Annotated in this window: 17 protein-coding genes; 7 read left to right on the top strand and 10 right to left on the bottom strand. The window is 49.1% G+C overall.

The window, feature by feature from the left end; genetic code table 11:
* Positions 1–181: 181 nt before the first annotated feature.
* From METH11B_RS0108860 to METH11B_RS0108850, 3 genes are all read left to right on the top strand, one after another.
* Positions 182–1,192 carry a conjugal transfer protein TraF gene (locus METH11B_RS0108860; RefSeq protein ID WP_033157929.1) on the top strand — a complete coding sequence of 337 codons (1,011 nt, stop codon included), beginning with the start codon at positions 182–184 and terminating at the stop codon, positions 1,190–1,192.
* Complete coding sequence (locus METH11B_RS0108855; RefSeq protein WP_026601724.1) at positions 1,189–2,640, top strand: conjugal transfer protein TraH; 1,452 nt, start codon at positions 1,189–1,191, stop codon at positions 2,638–2,640. Before METH11B_RS0108860 ends, METH11B_RS0108855 begins: the two co-directional genes overlap by 4 nt.
* Before the next feature lie 62 nt (positions 2,641–2,702).
* Positions 2,703–5,900 carry a conjugal transfer protein TraG N-terminal domain-containing protein gene (locus METH11B_RS0108850; RefSeq protein ID WP_026601723.1) on the top strand — a complete coding sequence of 1,066 codons (3,198 nt, stop codon included), beginning with the start codon at positions 2,703–2,705 and terminating at the stop codon, positions 5,898–5,900.
* A 10-nt stretch (positions 5,901–5,910) separates the two neighbouring features.
* Here METH11B_RS0108850 and METH11B_RS26515 read toward each other — a convergent pair whose 3' ends face one another.
* The 6 genes from METH11B_RS26515 to METH11B_RS0108820 all read right to left on the bottom strand — a co-directional run bounded on the left by METH11B_RS26515 (position 5,911) and on the right by METH11B_RS0108820 (position 9,134).
* Entirely contained in the window at positions 5,911–6,510 is a 600-nt protein-coding gene (locus METH11B_RS26515) for a hypothetical protein (protein ID WP_033157928.1), read from the bottom strand.
* A 120-nt stretch (positions 6,511–6,630) separates the two neighbouring features.
* Positions 6,631–7,119: a DUF3368 domain-containing protein gene (locus tag METH11B_RS0108840; protein WP_026601721.1), complete on the bottom strand. Its 489-nt coding sequence runs from the start codon at positions 7,117–7,119 to the stop codon at positions 6,631–6,633.
* Positions 7,120–7,125: 6 nt separating this feature from the next.
* The gene (locus METH11B_RS0108835) at positions 7,126–7,470 is read right to left on the bottom strand and encodes a UPF0175 family protein (protein ID WP_026601720.1); all 345 of its coding nucleotides are present in this window, start codon (positions 7,468–7,470) and stop codon (positions 7,126–7,128) included.
* A 132-nt stretch (positions 7,471–7,602) separates the two neighbouring features.
* Positions 7,603–8,151 carry a FlhC family transcriptional regulator gene (locus tag METH11B_RS0108830; protein WP_026601719.1) on the bottom strand — a complete coding sequence of 183 codons (549 nt, stop codon included), beginning with the start codon at positions 8,149–8,151 and terminating at the stop codon, positions 7,603–7,605.
* Positions 8,148–8,459, bottom strand: a complete 312-nt coding sequence (locus METH11B_RS0108825) for a flagellar transcriptional regulator FlhD (protein WP_026601718.1) — start codon at positions 8,457–8,459, stop codon at positions 8,148–8,150. The genes METH11B_RS0108830 and METH11B_RS0108825 overlap by 4 nt, the downstream gene beginning before the upstream one ends.
* An 18-nt stretch (positions 8,460–8,477) precedes the next feature.
* The gene (locus METH11B_RS0108820) at positions 8,478–9,134 is read right to left on the bottom strand and encodes a transglycosylase SLT domain-containing protein (RefSeq protein WP_026601717.1); all 657 of its coding nucleotides are present in this window, start codon (positions 9,132–9,134) and stop codon (positions 8,478–8,480) included.
* 269 nt (positions 9,135–9,403) lie between these two features.
* Here METH11B_RS0108820 and METH11B_RS0108815 point away from each other — a divergent pair, with 269 nt between their 5' ends.
* The gene (locus METH11B_RS0108815) at positions 9,404–10,819 is read left to right on the top strand and encodes a Fic family protein (protein WP_026601716.1); all 1,416 of its coding nucleotides are present in this window, start codon (positions 9,404–9,406) and stop codon (positions 10,817–10,819) included.
* Positions 10,820–10,862: 43 nt separating this feature from the next.
* On the opposite strand, the gene METH11B_RS0108810 is transcribed toward METH11B_RS0108815, so the two are convergent.
* From METH11B_RS0108810 to METH11B_RS0108800, 3 genes are all read right to left on the bottom strand, one after another.
* On the bottom strand, positions 10,863–12,056 hold the full coding sequence (locus tag METH11B_RS0108810) for a tyrosine-type recombinase/integrase (RefSeq protein ID WP_026601715.1): 1,194 nt from the start codon (positions 12,054–12,056) through the stop codon (positions 10,863–10,865).
* A gap of 380 nt (positions 12,057–12,436) precedes the next feature.
* Positions 12,437–12,568 (bottom strand): hypothetical protein, encoded by a 132-nt coding sequence (locus METH11B_RS29965; protein WP_269319471.1) that lies wholly within the window; start codon positions 12,566–12,568, stop codon positions 12,437–12,439.
* A gap of 874 nt (positions 12,569–13,442) precedes the next feature.
* On the bottom strand, positions 13,443–13,652 hold the full coding sequence (locus METH11B_RS0108800; protein ID WP_026601714.1) for a hypothetical protein: 210 nt from the start codon (positions 13,650–13,652) through the stop codon (positions 13,443–13,445).
* A 357-nt stretch (positions 13,653–14,009) separates the two neighbouring features.
* Here METH11B_RS0108800 and METH11B_RS0108795 point away from each other — a divergent pair, with 357 nt between their 5' ends.
* Positions 14,010–14,396 carry a response regulator gene (locus tag METH11B_RS0108795; RefSeq protein WP_026601713.1) on the top strand — a complete coding sequence of 129 codons (387 nt, stop codon included), beginning with the start codon at positions 14,010–14,012 and terminating at the stop codon, positions 14,394–14,396.
* A gap of 108 nt (positions 14,397–14,504) precedes the next feature.
* On the opposite strand, the gene METH11B_RS0108790 is transcribed toward METH11B_RS0108795, so the two are convergent.
* A complete protein-coding gene (locus METH11B_RS0108790; RefSeq protein ID WP_026601712.1) occupies positions 14,505–14,801 on the bottom strand; it encodes a hypothetical protein in 297 nt (98 codons plus the stop codon).
* Positions 14,802–15,405: 604 nt separating this feature from the next.
* On the opposite strand from METH11B_RS0108790, the gene METH11B_RS0108785 reads away from it, so the two are divergent.
* Positions 15,406–18,036, top strand: a complete 2,631-nt coding sequence (locus METH11B_RS0108785) for a chemotaxis protein CheB (RefSeq protein ID WP_026601711.1) — start codon at positions 15,406–15,408, stop codon at positions 18,034–18,036.
* The gene (locus METH11B_RS0108780; RefSeq protein ID WP_026601710.1) at positions 18,020–20,251 is read left to right on the top strand and encodes a sensor domain-containing protein; all 2,232 of its coding nucleotides are present in this window, start codon (positions 18,020–18,022) and stop codon (positions 20,249–20,251) included. The genes METH11B_RS0108785 and METH11B_RS0108780 overlap by 17 nt, the downstream gene beginning before the upstream one ends.
* Positions 20,252–20,312 lie beyond the last annotated feature (61 nt).

The raw sequence follows: 20,312 nt of genomic DNA, 5'->3' as shown, positions 1-20,312 counted from the left end.
CGCAATAACGTCGGCATTTTATGCAACCGATATGGGACGCCGATTGCAGTTGACGACGAATTCGCGATCTCCTGCTGTTACGGTCGCGTTCTGCGATAGCTTTTCGAGCCATCTTGCAGCTGATGGCGTTTTCGACGTCAGCTGCAAAAGTCGCTGGGAAGATCTGACGGACAATGGCGCGATGAACCGAAATGTCATTTCTTTGCCGATCATCATGAGCTTGTGTCTCAGTTCCTCACTGGCGATGGGTAAAGACAACGCGCCCGAGGTTTCCTATTTCGCCGACAAACAGCGCGGCTGGTTTTGGTATGAGGTGTTGCCGGAGCCGGTTAAAAAACCTCAACCCGAAACTCAAGCTGATCAGGAAGAACCCAGGCATGACAGCAAACCACCCAGCGTCGTTCAGACTCCAATTGAACCCAAAACACAAACCAATCCCTCTGCTGAACCCCAACCACTGTCCTCGGCATGGTTGAAGCAAAACTTGGAGCATTACCTGAACCAGGCCATTGATGATCCCACCCAAGAGAATGTTGCGGCGTTTTATTACCTGCAGCGGGTGATGATGGATAAAGCCGAGCGCTTTACCAACGCCGCGCGTTATGTGGTGATGTCTGATCCGCAACTCGATGAAACCGTGCGTCGTCCGGTGGCAACTTATGCGGCCAATGAAGCCAATCATCAGGCCGGCGTGGTGGCCGAACGCGCCTTGAAGTCGATTGCCGCCCAAGCAGGCATTTTGTTTTTCTTCCGGTCCGATTGTCCTTATTGCCATGTGCAGGCGCCGATTTTAGCGATGCTGGAAAACGCTTATGGATTCAAAATTTATCCCGTGTCGCTGGATGGTTTACCGATGCCGAATGGCATTTTCAGTCAGTTCAAACGCGATCAAGGTCAGGCTGCAATGTTGGGCGTTGAACAGACACCAGCGCTGTTTCTGATGAAACCGCCCAAGCAGATTGTGCCGTTGGCGCAAGGCGCCTTGTCGCTGGAAGAAATCACCGGTCGTATTCTGTTGGCGGCCAAGGAAGCGGGATGGATCGATGCTTCGCAATACCAAACCACCCAGGGCATTCGTAATACGCCGATGTTGTTACCGGCCGCCGGTAGCATCAGCCCTGCGGCCACTCAAGATCCACTGTCATTGATCCAGGCACTGCAACGCAGTGCGCAAATGGGGAGCACGCCATGACGTCGTTTACGTTTCGATTACGCTATCGTCAGATCTTAGTGTTGATTTTGTTGGTTGAGAGTGCCGTTCCAGCCTATGCCGACCTGCAACAGGAAATGGACAGCATGTTTGGCACCATGACCAATTTCACGGCACCGACCGCCCATTTGGGACAGCGCCGTGGCGTGATTACCGGCGGTAGCTTGGTGGCGCGCAATGGTATCACCAACACCAACCTGGTGTCGTTCGTGCCACCGTCGTTCAGTGCCGGTTGTGGCGGCATCGATTTGTTCGCCGGCAGTTTCAGTTTCATCAACTTCAACCAGTTCGTGCAATTGATGCGCAACGTGGCCGGTAATGCGGCGGGTTATGCGTTTCAGTTGGCCGTGGGTGCCATGTGTCCCTGGTGTGCGTCGGTGATGACTGACCTGCAAAAGAAAATCCAGGAAATGAACCAGATGTTCAGCAACTCCTGCCGGTTGGCACAAGGCTTAGTCAACGATACGGTCAAAGCCTTCGATCTGCAGAGTAAAACCAATCTGTCCAATGCCTCGTTTACCCAGGGTATTTCGGATGTGTTTTCCAGCTGGACCAATACCAGTACTCTGGGTGATCCGGTTCAGCAGATCAAGCAGAACGACCCGACGGATATGACCAAGATCATTCAGGGCAATCTGGTCTGGCGGGCGTTGGTCAATCAAAATGCCGGCGGTTGGTTCCGCTTCGGCGGCAACAATTTGCTGGAAGCGGCGATGAGTATTTCCGGTACCGTGATCGTCGATGCGCCTCAAGCCGCGCCCGACGGCAAAGGCGAAAACAATGCAGTCAGCGCGCCGCCGCCGGTGCTGCGGATCAAGGATCTGATGTACGGCAATGACGCCGGCAATAGTTATCAAACCGTCAGGATGTACACCTGTTCGGATGGACACGATGCCGATCAGTGTCTGAAACCCATCGTCCAAAACGTCAATCTGGTCGGCTTGAAGCAGCGGGTGATGGACATCCTGCTGGGTTCAGCCAATAGCGGTAACGGCCTCATCTACAAATTCTCGACCAACTCCGGTCAAATCACTGACAGCGAAAAAGCCTTCATGCAAACCGTGCCGGATGCCATCGGCGGCATGATCCATAACCTGGCTAGGGAGGACGCCGGCATTGCCAAACTGTGGGCCGAAGAAGCGGCACCGGTGATTGCCTTGGAATTGGCGCAACTGATCGTTAACGATCTACTGAATGCCGTGCAAACCGCTGCGCACATGAATGACCATGCCTACGCCAAATTGCTGATGGATGCTCTGAAAGATGCACGCGAGCAAATCCAGGCTGAATACGTCACCATCGCCGGCCGCTACGGCAATCCACAAACCCTGATGGCGTTCTACCAGCAATTGATGACCACCGTGAAGCCCAAACACTACGGCACCGTGGCGCAATTGCCGGCTTCCGGGATGGCTTGGCCAAGTCCTTAGTATCTCGTTTTCCCGTCTCCCATGATGGTTTTCTCCGTCGTTGATTAAAAGGTAGGTTGCCCATGTTTGAAATCTTCTCCGTGGGCGATTCCGCCTATTTGCAAGCCGTCCTGAATGCGATCGCTATGATTTCCGGTACCGGCGATTACCGCACCGCCGCAGCCGTGGGTGGTTTGATCGGCATCATCATCGTCATGCTCCGGGCTTTGTTGCAATGGGATGGCCGCGGCATTCGTTATCAGGATTTATTGTTGGCCTATGTGTTGTGGTTGATGTTGTATGCGCCGTCGGTGCGGGTGTCGATCGAGGATGCCTATACCGGCAGCGTGGTAGTGGTCGACAACGTACCGTTGGGACCAGCGGTGGTGGGTAGTGTGATGTCGAACATGGGTTATCGGACCACACGTTTGTTCGAACAGGGCTTTGGCACGCCGTCGATGACCGGCAATGGTTTTGCCGACAGTTTGCAGACTTTGACGGCGGTACGGAAGAATCTATTATCACGGGTGAATCTAGGCGCCGCCAATGTGCCCAATGCCGGCAGCGACATGGAAACCTCGTTTGCCAATTACGTGCGGGAATGTACCTTGACCGGTGTCGATCTAAACCTGAAATCGGTGGACGCCATCTTACGCGATGCGGATCCCCTGAATGCCATTCGCTTCGATTCCGACATCTACATGACCCAAATCTATGTCGGCGGCCAACCGCAAACCAAAACCTGTACCGATGCCTGGACGGATTTGAGCGTGGTGGCCACCGGTAATTTCACGACGGCGCTGGAAGGGTTGTTGCAACCGACCTTAGGCCTACCAGCGGCAACAGACACGGTACCAAAAATCCAGGAGGCCTTCGATGCGCTGGCCGGTGCCGGTGTGGTCGATGCCGCCGATTACATGCTGATGTCGGCGATCATGCCGATGTTCGAAAAAGGCGTCATCGGTCGGCATGAAGACGGCTTGCACTGGAACAAGGCGGCGATGGTCGAGCAAGCCATTCAGCAACGCAATACTCAATGGGCAGCGGAGCAAACCTTGTTTGCCAAGATCGTCCGGCCCATGATGGCCTTCATCGAGGGATTGAGCTATGCCATCGCGCCGATCATGGCCTTCGTGGTGATGCTGGGCAATGTCGGGATTCGGATGAATATCGGTTATTTCTCGATGCTGCTGTGGATCCAGTTGTGGATGCCAATACTAGCGGTGATCAATCTGTTCATCCAGATGTCGGCCGCCGGCAAAATGGCGGCACTTACTACGGCCACCTACAATCTACCGTCGATGATGGGGATTTACCAACTGGACATGGAGTTACAGCAATGGTTGTCGATTGGCGGTATGTTGGCGGCGTCGACGCCGGCGATCACCTTGATGCTGATCTATCGTGGAGCGGTAACCGCCACGCATTTTCTGGGACGGATGGATGGCGGCGACACCATTAACGAAAGAATTGCCACGCCCGATGTGATCAGTCCGGCGCCGGTCTTGAATGCCCAGGCGCAACATCAATACAGTCCGTTGTCTGCGGTTACCCAAACCGGTGTCGACAAAGTGCTGCCGACCTTCACGGCCGGAAAAGACATGAGTGCGGCGGTTTCATCAGCTTACAGCGCTTCGGAACAGGCGAGCAGTAGCTTCATGCACAGTGTGTCGTCAACGGCGATGAAATCGGCCAGCATCAGCAGCGATGCCTTTGACAGCCGTTCGTTGGGCAATCAGATTGCCAGCAGTTCCAGTTATACCGATGCTTATAACCGTCAGTTCGGTGAAGCCTTCGCCAAGAAACACGCCGATACCGGAATTTCCGCTGATCAGTTCTCAGCGTTGGTGGCCGGCAGTGCCAATGCCGGGGCCAAGCTGGGAAGCGACCAACTCAGCGGCGCAATATCTGGCCGCTTGCAGAACGATTTCAAAGTCAGTCAGGACAAGTCCGATGCGATTGCCGCGGACATCAGCCAAACGGTCAACGACAGCCAAGGCTACCAAGCCGGCTTAGCCAAAAGCCTGGCGATGGATGCACAAACCGGCACCCGAAACGTCGCCTCAATGGGACTGCAAAGTCAATCGTTGTCCTCATTGCAACACAGCGCAACCGATGCCGTATCGGCCAGCGAATCCTATCAACAAACGCTATCAGCCCAACAACGCTTCGGAACGCAAGCCAGCTTCGGCGCGGCGGAAACGGGTTACAAAATTGCGCATGATCCCGGCTTGATGGAACGCCTGGATCGTACACTAGACCAATATGGCTTGCGCGGCGATACGCAGCGGCTAGCCTCGCAGTGGAAAGCCGCCGGTTGGATCAGCGATGCCGATCAAGCCTATGCCGCTGCTGGCATGTCGTTATTGACCGGTTTTTCGTCACCCAGTTACCGCACTCTGGATAATCAACAATCGCACCAGGCGCAAATCTCGGGTTATCAACTCTTGGGCGACACTTTTAATGCGCCGCAGCCCGATCAAAGCTGGAATGCCAGCCAGAACGAATCGCTGAAGGCCAATGCTCCGGAAACTGGCAAGGTTCAGACTATTGTCGAACAGGCTCAGATTAAAGACCCACGCGCTGAAACCGAATCGCTAAATCAGCATGCTCAGGCACAGATTCGTTCAGCGACGGGGAAAATTGCCGGCGGCGAAGCCCGTATCGAAGCGCAGCATGATCGTAATTTGGCTGAGCGTGAACAATATTCAAGCGAAGGCTTTGGGCAATTGGCAAACGTCAAAGCGGAGCATTTCAGGCAATCCATTGCGGCTGCGGCTAATGACACGCCTTCGGCCGCAGAGGCAACATACGATTACCTGGGAGGGAGTATTTATAATACCGCCAAGAATATCGAAGCCGTGGGTTCTTCTGGTGCTGAAAGCATTAAAGAATTTACTTCAAATACTACGGAAGCTTACTCGAACGGAGCAAGCTTTTGGGATTCGGTAAAATACGGAGCCTCTAAATCTTACTCCGGTTTTATTCAAACTACCCAGGCTTGGGCAGACCAAAGAATTAATGAAATCGGTGACAAATTAACGCCAAGTCAAAAATCATATTACCGAGCAGCAATGTTTGAAGCATTCGCTGGAATATCAGTTGGTGGAGGATATAGCGGAAATTTGGCCGCAGCAAAACAACAATTGATCAAAGAGGAAGGAGACATTGATGGCAACAATATTTCAAAGTTATTGATGAGTGCAGCCGGCCAAAATCGCATGGATCTCATAGATCAGATTAGTAGCTTTAATCGAGCTAGAGGACTAATTAATTATTAAGAACCATGAATTATTTGTTGCGAAGAATTTGTCCAAAACCAACAATAAGCCCTCGCAGAATCATGGCAAATGAGAGCATGATAATTGGTACGGTAAGTTCATTGTTAATGCTCCCCAGTACCCAGGCTACAAGCACTAAGGTAGCCCAATAGTAATTACTTTCATGGGAAAGACGATTTGCCAATTGTTCAATACACTGAAAAACTAATTCTGCTAATGCTAGAACAGTAAAAGTAACAAAACCAAAAAGGGCAAATGTAGAAAGTGTTTCAGGCAGCATGTCTTTTGAACTGCCCATGAATGTTAATCCAAATAATCCAGCTGCCAAGCTAAAAAAATTAAAGTGCTTTGTAGTTAATGTGCGGGTATGAAAACGCTGCAAAAACTTCTGTAATTCACTCGGAAACCGCGCAAACATTGCACCACAAAATGGACAAATCGATTTTGTTGGTTGCCCGTAATAGGTAATGACGCGCGGCACCATGATTCGATGGCATTCGGGACAATCGACAGTTGCATGATGGCCCTTAAACATTGAGTGATTTGATCGAGTTTGAACCGATTGGCTGGGCCGTTTGAACCGATCTGAGAGTGATGACTGTGAAGACATTGTATTCTCCATGCTTAAGCGGTTGGGCAATCCTACCGCGAATGAACTAACGTTCCAAGTCGGTTTTTAAATCAAAGCCATTTTTTAGGGCAAAGAAAAATGGCCTGCATAACGACTGGATCACTCGCCGACACTCGCCAAAATTTTGTTGATCACAGTAGCCGAAATCCGAAAATCCGATCGGTGCAAAATTTCAAAAGCGGCTCGAGCAGACGAAATCAAACCTTGTTTTTTGGCCTGTCCGATGACGGCGGCAGTACCGACGACCTGGAGTTGATATTCTTTGGCCACAGCCCGGCCGGCACGTTCGTCCATGATCAGCAAATAATTTTGGGGTGACGATAGCGCGATGTTGATGCAATCCGTTTCACCAGCGTCCAGATCAATGTCTAAACAAGGTGTGATGGATTCATGCCATACCGTTAGCCAACCCGAATCGAATGCGTGAGCTAGGGCTTGTTCACCCGGTGCCGATTTGCCTGGTAACACTTCTTGTTTAACCGATTCGGGCACGAAAACCTGGCCAAATAACTGGGGCAGCCAGATTAAACCCTCCACCAACGCCAGTCCGATCAATGGACTGGCATCGACAATGACTTTTTTGGTCATCCGCGATCAGGCTTGGTTGAGCCACTGGTCCAGAGTGTCCAAATCATCCTTGACTTCATCAGTCGTTTGATCGATGACGGAAATACCCAGGCGCGAGACGTGCGCAATAAAGTTTGCCAACGGCATATCGGCCAGTTTAGCGGAGCGGGCAAGGGACAGGTTACCGTCCTTGAAAAGTGCCGTTGCCAAGGCTTTACGCACGCCCGGCATTCCAATGATTTTGGCGGCTTTGAGGCCGACCATCACCGCGTCCGGTTCGTTTCGATTCATAACCAGGACCATATCCTCGTGAGCCATGCGCAACGCTTCGCTGGGGTTGTTCTTTAGACCGCTGACATTGACCGTTTTCATAGTCTGATTACATAGGAAGATTGGGTAGGTGGATTATAATCCTCTAAATGAAAATTGCTGCATAAAATTGTCTCCCTGGACAATGAATCGACACCCATACGGCCACAACAACTTTACTCCGAGGATCAACTACTAGGTGTTGATTATGGTTTTAGAGATTTGGTTTAACACGCACATCTGACAGACCTGCTGGTATTTGCAACCATGAATGATCAGATAGGGCGTATGGCAGGTCGTACAGTAAGGTAATTCAGCGAGTCCGTCTCTCAGGGCTTCGACGATAATCCAGGCTTCATCGAAATTTGCTGGCCGTATGCGGCCAAACGGTCGGCGTTCTTGGATATGGCTTGGATATAATGCGCAAAAAGTATCCCAGGCAAATACCATGGCATTCAGGTCGATTTCCGCCCTGATAGCGCCTGAGCAAGCGCTTCGATAGATTGAAGCAAATAGGGCCATGTAAAGAAACGACTCGCGTGACTGCGGCATTGCCGTAATACTGGGGACCAGTCCCGCCACTGGGCTTTCGCGGTGCAGCGAAAAGTAAAGGTTACACAAGTCTTTAGGACGCAGGGTTTTGATGGCCCGGCTGGCCAATTTTGTACGCAACTTTCGTTTCAGTAATTGATAGGCCCAATACTGATCTTTGAGTCGAGCAGCAAAAGCGCAATGGTTGCTCATGACTCTGGTGAATGGGAGGATAATAGCGTCAGGAGCTCGACAGCCCTTGCGGCGAGTGCATCGGGGGCTACGGTTTTTTGGACGTCTAGGAATTTGCTCCATTTGTGGGGATTGAAACGAGGAACAAAGGTTAGGCAATCACTTCGAGCCAGAATCTTTAATTGTTCGAGCGGCATCTTTCTGAGCAACGACACCGCTTCGGTCGTGAGACCTAAGCAGAACATGGCTTTCTGTTCACTTTCGGAAAAAATTAAGGATTGAGCGACGATGAGGTAGTCGAGATTGAGTTTGTATAGATTCTCATCCATTCTGGAATCCTCTATTGGCTAAAGAATCGCTCTGATTTGATTCGCCAAGGCGATCACTTTTTGTCCGTACTGAATGGCTGCAGGCTCGTTTTTCCAGCTGTAATATCGGCCGATACCATGAGCGAGATTGTCTGGCACCGATTGGATGGCCTCTGAGAGTAGGCTAGCGCCGATTTCGAGATTGGTGCTCGGGATCAAGAGTTGTTCGGGTTTCGCAACTCGGTGGCCATGCCATCGCAGATTCACTTGCATGATGCCGACGTCGATATTACGCTTGCCCTGATCCAACATTTCATTAAGTAAAGTTTCAGCCTCCTGCTGACTGTTAGGAATAAAGGCGTTGCCCGCGTTATTGATGGCCCAAGGCCAGGGCATGACACGATTCTGTTCACCGTTTTTTCGCGATTCCGTGAGCGCAACGGCATACAGAATATAGGGGTCAATACGATGCCTTCGGGCTATTTGCCACCATAGCGTGTGTTGTAATTTGGTGTTAGATGTTGCGGTGTGTTGGCTGTTGCCATTCGTTTGAATAGAATCAGCAGCCAATGATTCCATTGGTTGGCTGATGATGCAAAGGCCACCGATCATGCCAATCCAAAGATGCTTAATAGCGGGTTGGGTTGAAACGCCAGAGGATTTAAACTCTTGATTTTTTATGTGAATAATGAACATTATCAGCTCGCCGTTTTGGTCTTGAGGCGAGTTTACGATGTTGCCAAAAATTCTATAAGTTCGAAAAACCTCTCTTTTAGCTGTTTTTCGCCGACCCTCTGAGTTTGGCCTTGCTTGATCTTATGATCGGAAGGAATGTGATGACTTGGGTGAGCAGATGGTGGCTGAGGTTTATGTGTACCACCAAGAATATTTTTATGGCGCGATTTTTGGTTTAGTGACATATTAAGTGGCGCAATAAAGTAAATCGCGACACCAAAAAACAAATCATGCCAAAAACAGTCCCAACAGAAGAGCTGGATCGAGTCGAGAAGTTGATTGCCCAATATCCTGAAGGTATAGGTGTGAAAGACATTGCGCAACAGCTAGACTTTGAAATCAAGGGGCGTACTTTGCAACGCCGTTTGGCCACATTGGTAGCAGAGCGCCGCATTTTTAGTAAAGGCGAAGGGCGTGCTCTGAAATATAAGATTGCAAAGCCTGGTCAGGGTGTCGACTCGGTTAGTGTCGTTGATGGTTCGATCCGGCAATTCGTTGACGAAGTCTATATTCCCATTTCGCCGGAAGGCGAAGAGATTAAGTCCTTTATTCGTCAACCTAGGACTCAACGATCTCCCGTCAGCTATCAACCCGATTTCCTTGGGCAGTACTATCCAAACAACACCTATTATTTACCGGCCGGGTTGCGTGAACAATTGCATGCCTTGGGTCGGTCGCCGGCTGAACAAACCCCGGCAGGCACATTTGCTCGTGACATTCTGAATCGCTTGCTTATTGATTTATCATGGGCTTCATCCCGATTAGAAGGCAATACCTATAGCCGTCTGGATACCGAACGTCTGATCGAATTCGGACAGGCCGCTGAAGGTAAGGATGTCATGGAAACCCAGATGATCCTCAATCACAAGTCGGCCATTGAATATTTGGTACGCGATACTGAGCATGCCGGCGTTACAGCAGAAACCATTGTTGCCTTACATGCTTTTTTATCGGATGGTTTGTTGGCGGACCCGATGAGTTGTGGGCGTCTACGCAATCGGGCGGTCGATATCGGGGGCAGCGTTTATTTGCCGATTGCGATGCCGCAACGGATTGAGGAGTTGTTCGGGATTGTCATGACTATGGCGGCTGAAATCAACGATCCGTTTGAACAATCATTTTTCCTAATGGTGCATTTGCCCTACTTGCAACCCTTCGAAGACGTCAATAAACGGGTTTCGCGGTTGGCGGCCAATATCCCGCTGATTCAGCACAACCTCTGTCCACTGTCCTTTATCGATGTGCCTCAACAGGCTTACGTGGACGCGGCCCTCGGAGTCTATGAGCTGAATCGAATTGAATTGTTGAGAGATGTCTACATCTGGGCTTACGAGCGATCTTGCCAGCAATACGTTGCCGTGCAGCAGCAGCTCGTACCGCCGGATATCGTTCGATTACGTTATAGAAACGAACTGGCTGAAGTGATACGAGCCATTGTCCGGGAGGGGCTGGCGACCGATGAAGCATCGATCATGTCAGGTATTCCGGATTCAGTGTCTTCAGAAGACAAGCAGCGCTTCATTGTTTTAATACAAAACGAACTTAAAACTCTGCATGCGGGAAATGCAATTCGTTTTGGATTGCGTCCTCTGGAGTTTTCAGTATGGCGGGAAAAAGGAATAAAGGTCAGTGATCGAACTGAATAAAAAAATAATTATGGTTAAATTGTATTAGATCCAATAAAAATCATCAGAAGGTATTTTTATCTGCAGTCAACTCGATTAGGTGGGTTTCCCATTTTAATAAGGCGTTTCGTTTTTCCTGTAAGTAATCATATCTATCATAATGTTTTGAACTTACATCATTTAAAGCATGATTTTGTATCCTATCCCTGATGCTTTTCTCTATGCCAATTTCTCCCATACGAGTTTTTACTGTTCTCCTTAAATCTCTCGGTGTAAAAGTATCTATACTGCTTATTCGAGTTATGGCGTGAGCCAAAGATGTTTTATGAATCGTTTTTTCTTCATTATATCTACTTGGAAATAGATATTCAGAATTTCCAGAATACGGCCATAGTTCATTAAGTAATTTTTTTGCTAATGGAGTGATTGGCAATACCAGCCAGCGTTCGTTTTTTACGCGCTCTGGCGGGGCACTCCAAATCATGGAATCAAAATCAAACTCATGTTTCATTGCACCACAGAGCTCCCAAGAACGGCAGCCATATAGGAGTAATAATTTTGTAGCTAGATGGAATTGCTCATGAACGCATGTTTCGTTCCAAAGCACTTTGATTTCGGCAAATGATAACGCTCTTTCTCCAGCTACTTCGGCACTTGTGTCTTTTGGAATTGCATCGACAGGGTTGGTTTGTATTTGAAAGGTAAAATCATTTGATAGGTTTTTGGGATCGTTATCGTGATAAACCCCTAATTCAAATGCCCTTCTTAAGTAAGATCGAATTCGATTAGCCTGAACATTCGAACCTCGCGAAATAATTGTGTAAAGTATTTTCCTTATATGGGCTGGTGTTACGTCTTTGGCTTGTAAGTCTAAAATATCTTTACAGTTGTAATGGAGATCGGCCTCGACCTTTTCGAAGGTTCGTTTACCAGAATCAACCATGTGCTTGATGTAGTAGTCAAACAAATCAGCTACGCTGCCATGCCTTAGCTCGATGCGGGCTTGAGGGTCAATTCCTCGATCAATATCCCGCCTCAGTTCACGACATCTATCCCTAGCCTCAGATAAGGTAACCGATGGATATCGTCCTAGACTCGTAAACTTTTGTTTACCATCTGAACCTGCATACTGAATAAAAAAGGTCACACTTCCCGCTGGAGTGACTTTGACACCAAAGCCTTTATCAGGCCCTTTTTCATAGAGTCTATATGCCGATGGTTTTGCCTTAAGCCCTTTGATTGATTTGTCAGTAAACATGATTTCGTGGTCACTTTATGGTCACTTGAATTCCGCAACATAAGGTTGCAGGTTGAAACAACCATGAACGGATGATGGTATAAAGTTCAATATAATCGGGCATTTAGGACTATTCTGCAACATACAGAAATACGTGGTAACATACTTTTTAGCGACTGTTAATCACTAGGTCGGCGGTTCGAGCCCGTCCGGGGGAGCCAAATAAATTAAGGCCTCACATGAAAATGTGGGGCTTTTTTTTTGTCCGAACGGGTGGACTATGGGAGTCTCCAGGTCGGTATTGGGTTTCGTAAGGTTTCAATGGGTTGGCTAATGCGGTCGCCACTGACGATAATTTCAGAAGTCACCGGTTCGGCATAAATGACAATTCGGAACCGTTATTATTTTCCCGTCAATAACCCGCCGCTGCTGTTATGTGTATCTTGTTTAGATTTCTTAATAGCCTTCTTTTCTTTCTGAGTGTGCGCTGGTTTTTTCTTGTCTTCTTTATTGCTTTTTGGGGACTTACTCATGGCAATTTTTCCGAGTGATGACTGATACGGATTCAGCCTAGAGATTTTTTGTGTCAAAGTCGGTGCGCTGGCACGCTTAGGGTGTAAATCGCGAAGGCTTTTCTGCTGTTATTTATGGTCGGGCATCCAACAAACAAATCAGTGAAAGCTTTTTGTCACATTGATGTCATAGGGCATTTGTAAGCTAACGCTTTAAACAAATGAAAATATGAGTCAGCAAAAATGAACGAATTTTTCTACAAGAAGCCGACAGAGCTTTTGGAGATTGAGCGGGTGATAAACGATTTGACGGAAGACCGAACCCATCCGCTAAATAACAGCAGACATCCCTATCACCGAGATTGTGTTCAGGCATTTAATGATTTAATGGCATATGCTGACAGTATTCGCCAACACACCGGATTTCTTACCAGGACATTCTGAGAATACCCGCCGAACATTGACTATGTCATCGCGTTGAAGCCGGCGTCGACTGATTGCGATTGTCCATTTACGGACGAACATTCTGGCCCCCCTGTGATCGCAAAAAACTTCGATATTAGGCGGCTCTGCTGGCAAACAAGACGACGTTGCGGGTGTCCGACTGAGGCCATTCTTTAAAGTCGATGGGCAACTCTAACAAGGGCCCCGTCACGCAAGACTTTATCGATCCATCTATCGCAACGTACAGCCGTTTATTGTGCTTAGATGATTTGAATCGGTGATCTAAGTATGCGGGAGTGGTGTCCATTACTGCCGTGTAGGGGAATTGAGAGAGCTTAACTTTATAGGACGTTTCTTAAAATTGTCTTAAGAAAGATTCTAGTTATTAGACGGTTATGTCATCTATCAAGAAATAGCTTTTATAAAATGCGGTAGCCGGGGATGGAGCCACTCAAATGGCTCTGTCGAATTTGCTGACAAAACTGACTTGGAAGTTTTGCTGGGTGATGCCGGATGCAATGTGTTTGCTATGGCGAATGTATGAATCGTAAATCCCTTGACCATCATGGGATTGCATATTGAGGTAGCCGTCGTAACCCTTCGGCGCCAAGAAGGTGTGATTAATCTGTTGTGTTAGGGTCATATGTTTTTTTAGGGGCATGGTCGTTTCCTGATGATTTTAAACGCTGACATTACATCTTTATAGTCCGGTAATCTGTGATCTAGTGTCCGTAATGGTGATTGTCGGGTTCTATTCGTATTCACAAATCGTTAATGGTTGGGGGTTTCAGCTGTTTGCCAATGCACGCCAGAATTGTCACATTACCGTCACATATTAGACGTATGCTTGACATGATCGCAGCGGCGTTGGTTCAGACATACGTCCCTCTGCGACTATTAGTGGCAAAACATAGTTTTGTAAACACCTATCAATTCGCCCCTCCTTATCCAATAACTTGTTTGTATTGTTCTAGCCAGAAACTCTGGGCTACCTGCAATAACTTCACGATGAAAGATCATGCCAACTTTAAATATTCTTGTCGTTGACGACGAGGAATCCATCAGGGACATGCTACTGATGGTGCTGGAAAATGCCGGAATGAATGTAACCACTGTTGCAACGGCCGAAGAGGCGCAGCAATCATTAGCACAGATGTCTGTAGATTTGCTGGTTCTGGATTGGATGTTGCCAGGAATAAGTGGTATTGAAATGACGCGGCGCTTAAAAAACGATCCGAAATTCACTGCGCTACCCGTTATTCTTCTGACGGCACGGGCGGAAAGAAATGATCGGATTCGCGCGTTTGAAGTCGGCGTCAATGATAATATTACGAAACCGTTTTCGCCCCGAGATTTGATCGTCCGAATTAACTCGGCCATTAATATCAGTAAGAACCTAAACTGATAGCCGCCGGCTTCAATCAATGGTTTTTGAATTTTGGCCCCTTACACCAATTGCGTGCCTCACTTACTGACTTAAACACTCTGGATCTATACGGCCCAAACGCATCAGTTACAGCAGATGTGTCATTACCCAATAAAATACAGTTAATTCCAGTGCAATTGGCAACACGAAGAACAAAGGATGATGTTTGATTGTGTAAAGCGACTCGATAACCTTGCTACGCTCATACTCTAGCGGATGCTCTACTTTCGATTCGGGGTAACAAATCGCTGATTGAGCTGGCGCGGGAGCACTACTGATAAAAAAATTGTCATCGTCAAAGATAGAATCAAACAAATCGTCCAGCTTTTTTTGGTTTTCAAAAAGGCCGTTTAAGGCATTTCTATCAAGAGTAATAGCGTTCATAACTCTTCCTCCACACGTATTCTTTGGAAAACAGAGTACTGAATTGCCTGTCGATAATCTGTGAAAAATCTCATGTTACCGGCAGATCGTTGGCGGGCAAACCGCAATAAAAAACTCATCAATCCGCCCCGGATAAGATCATGTAATCACCGAGTCGACATAAAGCTTGGTGGCAGGGGGGCTACGGGGCAGTTGTAATTCGGTTGCCTATCAATTGACCACGTCCAACTTCTGCTGATCATCTTATGTCAAACAATGCCTTATGACACTGCATAGTTGCGCGGAGTCGAAATCGACATAAGCACCGGATCCGACATCAAATGCTCTCAAATCACGGATAGATCAAGTCATGAGAAATTTTCCATGTGTATCGTTAATGCTCCAGACTAAGAACCGATGTGCGACAGCGCACCGACTTAGACTTATGGAAGCGCTATTTTCAAACCTTTAGAAGATCACTTAGCGGCCAGCACGTATAAGTAATCAATTTATTTTGGATTAAACGCTTGTGAATGTACTCTCTGCAAACCTTAAGAATTATGCACGTTAAGGAATGGCAAAATGTAATTCTCTGCCGTTAATCTAACTCAAAGTGAGCTGAAAAATGGTTAAAACCAACCCGGCCAGTTTAGGCTCCAATGCGTTGACGGTTGTTAGTGCCGCCAAGCAAGCACCTAAAATTCAGAATACCGGCAAGTCAGATATTGATTCGGATAGTACGCCACCGATTATTGCCATAGGCACGTCCGCGGGCGGCTTGGAGGCCTTGGAACAGTTCTTTACCCATGTTCCGCGTGCTTGCGGCGTGGCGTTTGTGGTGATTCAACATCTCGACCCTAATCATCAGGGCATGTTGCCGGAATTGCTGCAGCGCGTAACCCCGTTGACTGTGACGCAAGCCGGCGAGCGCATGAAGATTGCGCCGAACTGGGTGTATGTGATTCCCCCCAACAAAGATTTGTCCATTCTGCACGGCAAGCTGCATTTGCTGGAACCTCTGGCACCAAGAGGCTTGCGATTGCCGATAGATTCGTTTTTCCGGGCCTTGGCCGACGATCAACACGAACGGGCCATCGGCGTGGTTTTGTCCGGCATGGGTTCGGATGGCACCTTGGGTTTGCGCGCCATCAAGGAAAACGCCGGTTTGGCGGTGGTGCAAACGCCGGAATCTGCGCAATTCGATTCGATGCCGCGCAGTGCGATTAAGGCCGGCGTGGCGGACATCGTCGCCACACCGCCGGAGCTGTGGAGAAAAATACTGGCCTATATGCAGCATAGCCCGCGGGGTCTGCATGCCGTGCCGGACGTTGTCCTGGATTTAAAAAACCAAAGTGCGCTGGAGCAAATCGTGATCCTGTTGCGCGAGCGCACCGGCAACGATTTTTTGCTGTATAAAAAAAACACCATTTATCGGCGTATCGAGCGGCGCATGGGGCTGCACCAAATCGACTCGATAGCTAAATATGTGCGCTATTTACGCGAAAACCCGCAAGAACTGGATTTGCTGTTCAAAGAGTTGCTGATCGGCGTGACCAGTTTTTTTCGCGATCCGGCGGTATGGGAGTCTTTGAAGACCGATGCCATTCCCACCCTGCTCGCGCAGTATCCGGCCGGTAAAGCCTTGCGGGCATGGGTGGCGGCCTGCTCAACCGGCGAGGAAGCCTATTCCCTGGCCATTATATTTAAGGAAGCATTGGCGGCACGCCAAGCGCCGCAGCCGTTTAAACTGCAAATATTCGCCACCGATCTGGATCAGGACGCAATAGATAAAGCCCGGCAGGGACTTTATCCGGCCAACATAGCCGAAGATATTTCCGCGGAACGGCTGAGCAAATTCTTTAGCGTCGAAGGTGGCGGTTATCGAATCAACAAGGAAATTCGCGAGATGGTGATCTTTGCGCCGCACAACGTGATCATGGACCCGCCGTTTACCAAGCTGGATCTGCTGTGCTGTCGTAATTTATTGATTTACTTAAGCCAGGAATTGCAGAAAAAACTGATTTTGCTGTTCCATTACACGCTGGCCAATCAGGGGGTTCTGTTGCTCGGCAACGCCGAAACCACGGGCAACACCGGGCATTTATTCAGTGTCATCGACAACAAATCTCGACTTTATCGGCGGATCGGCACGCCTTTTCCTTTGGATGTGGATTTTCCCACCAAGTTTTTTCCTATAGCACCCATGACCAACGACACCGACAAAACCCCATCCATCGCCAATCTGCAAACCTTGGCGGATCAGTTGTTGCTTCAACATTTTTCGCCGGCGGCGGTATTGGTTAATGCCGGCGGCGATATTCTTTATATCAGCGGTCGCACCGGTAAATACCTGGAACCGGCAGCCGGCAAGGCCAATTGGAACATCCATGCGATGGCCCGCGAAGGCTTAAGACACGAACTGATTAACGCGTTAAAAAAAGCCCGTAACCAAGTGGAAGCAGTGCATGTTGCCGGGCTCAGTGTCGGTACTAACGGCGGCAGCCAAATAGTGAATCTAACGGTGCAGGCCATCACTAAACCCGAGGCCTTAAACGGCATGTTGATTGTGGTGTTTACCGATGTCGCGGCGCCGGCGGCCGGCAGCGCCATCCGTAAATCGCCCAGCGCCACCCAGAAAGCGTTGCAAAATGAACTGCAACAAGCCCGCGAGGATTTACAAAGTTTGCGCGAAGAAATGCAGACTTCGCAAGAAGAACTGAAGTCTGCTAACGAAGAGCTGCAATCGACCAATGAGGAATTGCAATCCACCAACGAGGAGTTGACCACTTCCAAGGAAGAAATGCAGTCGTTAAACGAGGAACTGCAAACCGTGAATGCCGAGTTGCAGGTCAAAGTCGACGACCTGTCTCGGGCCAGCAACGATATGAACAATCTGCTGAATAGCATGGAAATTGCGACGGTGTTCTTGGATAACACCCTGAATATCCGCCGTTTTACCAGCCACATCAGCCATTTATTTAAGGTGATCGCTGCCGATGTCGGCCGGCCGCTGTCCGACATTGTCACCGATCTGGACTATCCGGAACTGCAACAAGATGCCCAAGAGGTGCTGCGTAGCCTGGTGTTTGTGGAAAAACAAGTCAGAGCCCGCGACGATAGGTGGTTTAAGGTGCGCATCATGCCTTACCGCACTCAAGATAATTTAATCGACGGTGTGGTGATTACTTTCATCGACATCTCCGAAACCAAAAAGCTGGAAGCCGAATTAAGGAACAGCGATGAAAAAACGCCATGACGGCAGTAACAGTAACGGAGAATTACGCCAGCGAGCGGAGCGGCAATTGGTGGAGACCGCGCCGGTAAATGTCAATGAACCGCAGCTTAAGCTGGTGCATGAGCTGCAAGTACATCAGATCGAGCTACAGATGCAAAACGAGGCTTTACAAGAAGCCCGTACCCGCACGGAACAAGCCTTGCTACGTTATGCCGAACTGTTCGATTTCGCCCCGCTGGCTTATTTTACGCTGAGTAAGGAGGGCAGCGTCCAGCAGACCAATTTCAACGGCGAGCGGCTGCTGGGTGTCGAGCGCTATAAAATAACCGGGCGACACTTTGCCAATATTGTGGCTAGCGAATATCGAGCCGTTTTCAATGGATTTCTGGAAAAGGTGTTTGCCAATCCCGGTGCGCAGCATTGCGAAATCGTTTTGGAACCTGGCGGGCATACGACTTGGGTAACTATAGAAGCCATTGCCGACAGCGACCGACAAACTTGTCTGGCGGCTATCGTTGATATCAGCGAGCGCAAAAATAACGAGCAAGAATTACAACTGGCGGCCACCGTCTATCTGGCTATCGAAGAGGCGATTATGGTGGCCGATACCAATCATAAAATTATTGCCGTCAATCCGGCATTTACCAAGCTTACCGGGTACTCCCCCGCCGAGGCCATCGGCCAAACCACCTCTCTGCTGAAATCCAGCCGCCAGGATGACGCCTTTTTTATCGAGATGTGGAAACAGCTGAATAGCACCGGCCAATGGCACGGCGAGATTTGGAACCAGCGTAAAAATGGCGAGGAATATCTGGGGCGTTTGTCCATTAGCACCGTGTATGCCGACAATGGCCAGGAAATTCGCCGCGTGGCGATGGCGTCGGACATCACCGAACAGCGCCGCGCCGAAGAGCTGATTCATCAACAAGCTAACATCGATCCGCTGACCGGTTTGGCGAATCGACGCATGTTTCTGGACCGTTTGCGGCGGGCGATTAACAAATCGCACCGCGAGCATCAAAAGCTGGCCTTGATGTTCATGGATCTGGATCATTTCAAAGACATCAACGATACCTTGGGCCACGATGTCGGGGATAGATTGCTGAAGGAAACCACGCAACGCCTGATGAGTTGTATTCGCGACACCGACACCTTGGCGCGACCCGGCGGCGATGAATTTACGCTGATCATGAGCGAACTGCATGAGATGAACAGCATCGACCGGGTTGCGCAGGCCATGTTGCGCACCATGACGGCACCGTTTCAACTCAATAACGAACGTTGCTATGTGTCGGTCAGTATCGGCATTGCCTTATACCCGGATGATGCGGAGACGATGGAAGAGTTGCTGAAGAAGGCCGATCAGGCCATGTATGCCGCCAAAGACTTGGGCCGCAGCCGTTTTTGCTATTTCACGCCGGCCATGCAGGAGGCTGCCGAGATTAGATTACGGCTAACCAACGACCTTAGACATGCCTTGACCGATAGTCAAATCTGGGTAGCCTATCAACCGATTGTGGATTTGGCGACGGGCGAAATCAAAAAAGCCGAGGCGCTGGTGCGTTGGCAACATCCCACGCGGGGGCTGGTTAGTCCCGCCGAGTTTATTCCGATAGCGGAAGACAGCGGTCTGATCACCGAAATAGGTTCCTGGGTGTTCCATCAAGTAGCCAACCAAGTGGCCAAGTGGCGCGTTAATTACCACTCCATGTTTCAGATCAGTATCAATAAATCTCCGGCACAGTTTCACAATAATAGCGACAAAATGGCCGATTGGTTTGAACACTTAAACCGATTGGGTTTGCCTGGCGGCTGTATTGCCGTGGAAATTACCGAAGGACTATTGTTGGATAATTCCAGTATCGTCGCCGATAAATTGACAGCGTTTAAAGATGCCGGCGTGCAGACGTCTTTGGACGATTTCGGCACCGGCTATTCCTCGTTGTCGTATTTAAAAAAATATCACATTGATTTTTTGAAGATAGACCAAGCGTTTGTCTCAAATTTGCTAGCCGACTCCACCGATATGGCGCTCTGTGAAGCGATTATCGCGATGGCGCACGTACTGGGTATGAAAGTGATTGCGGAAGGAGTGGAAACGGCAGAGCAACGCGATTTACTGATTAAGGCCGGTTGCGATTACGGGCAAGGCTATTTATTCTCGAAAGCGGTGACCGCCGAGGAGTTTGAGAAGTTATTTCCGGTTGAAAAGACTGAATCTGCTGCACGTGATTAGTTGGCGGCTTATTGTGTAGGCTAGTCGTTAACCCGGCGCGCAGCTGCTTTTTGCCGTCAAT

It is taken from the genome of Methylomonas sp. 11b, assembly GCF_000515215.1.
Taxonomy (GTDB): domain Bacteria; phylum Pseudomonadota; class Gammaproteobacteria; order Methylococcales; family Methylomonadaceae; genus Methylomonas.
The sequence above is the reverse complement of the archived record's forward strand: the minus strand, read 5'-3'. Positions and strand labels throughout refer to the sequence as shown.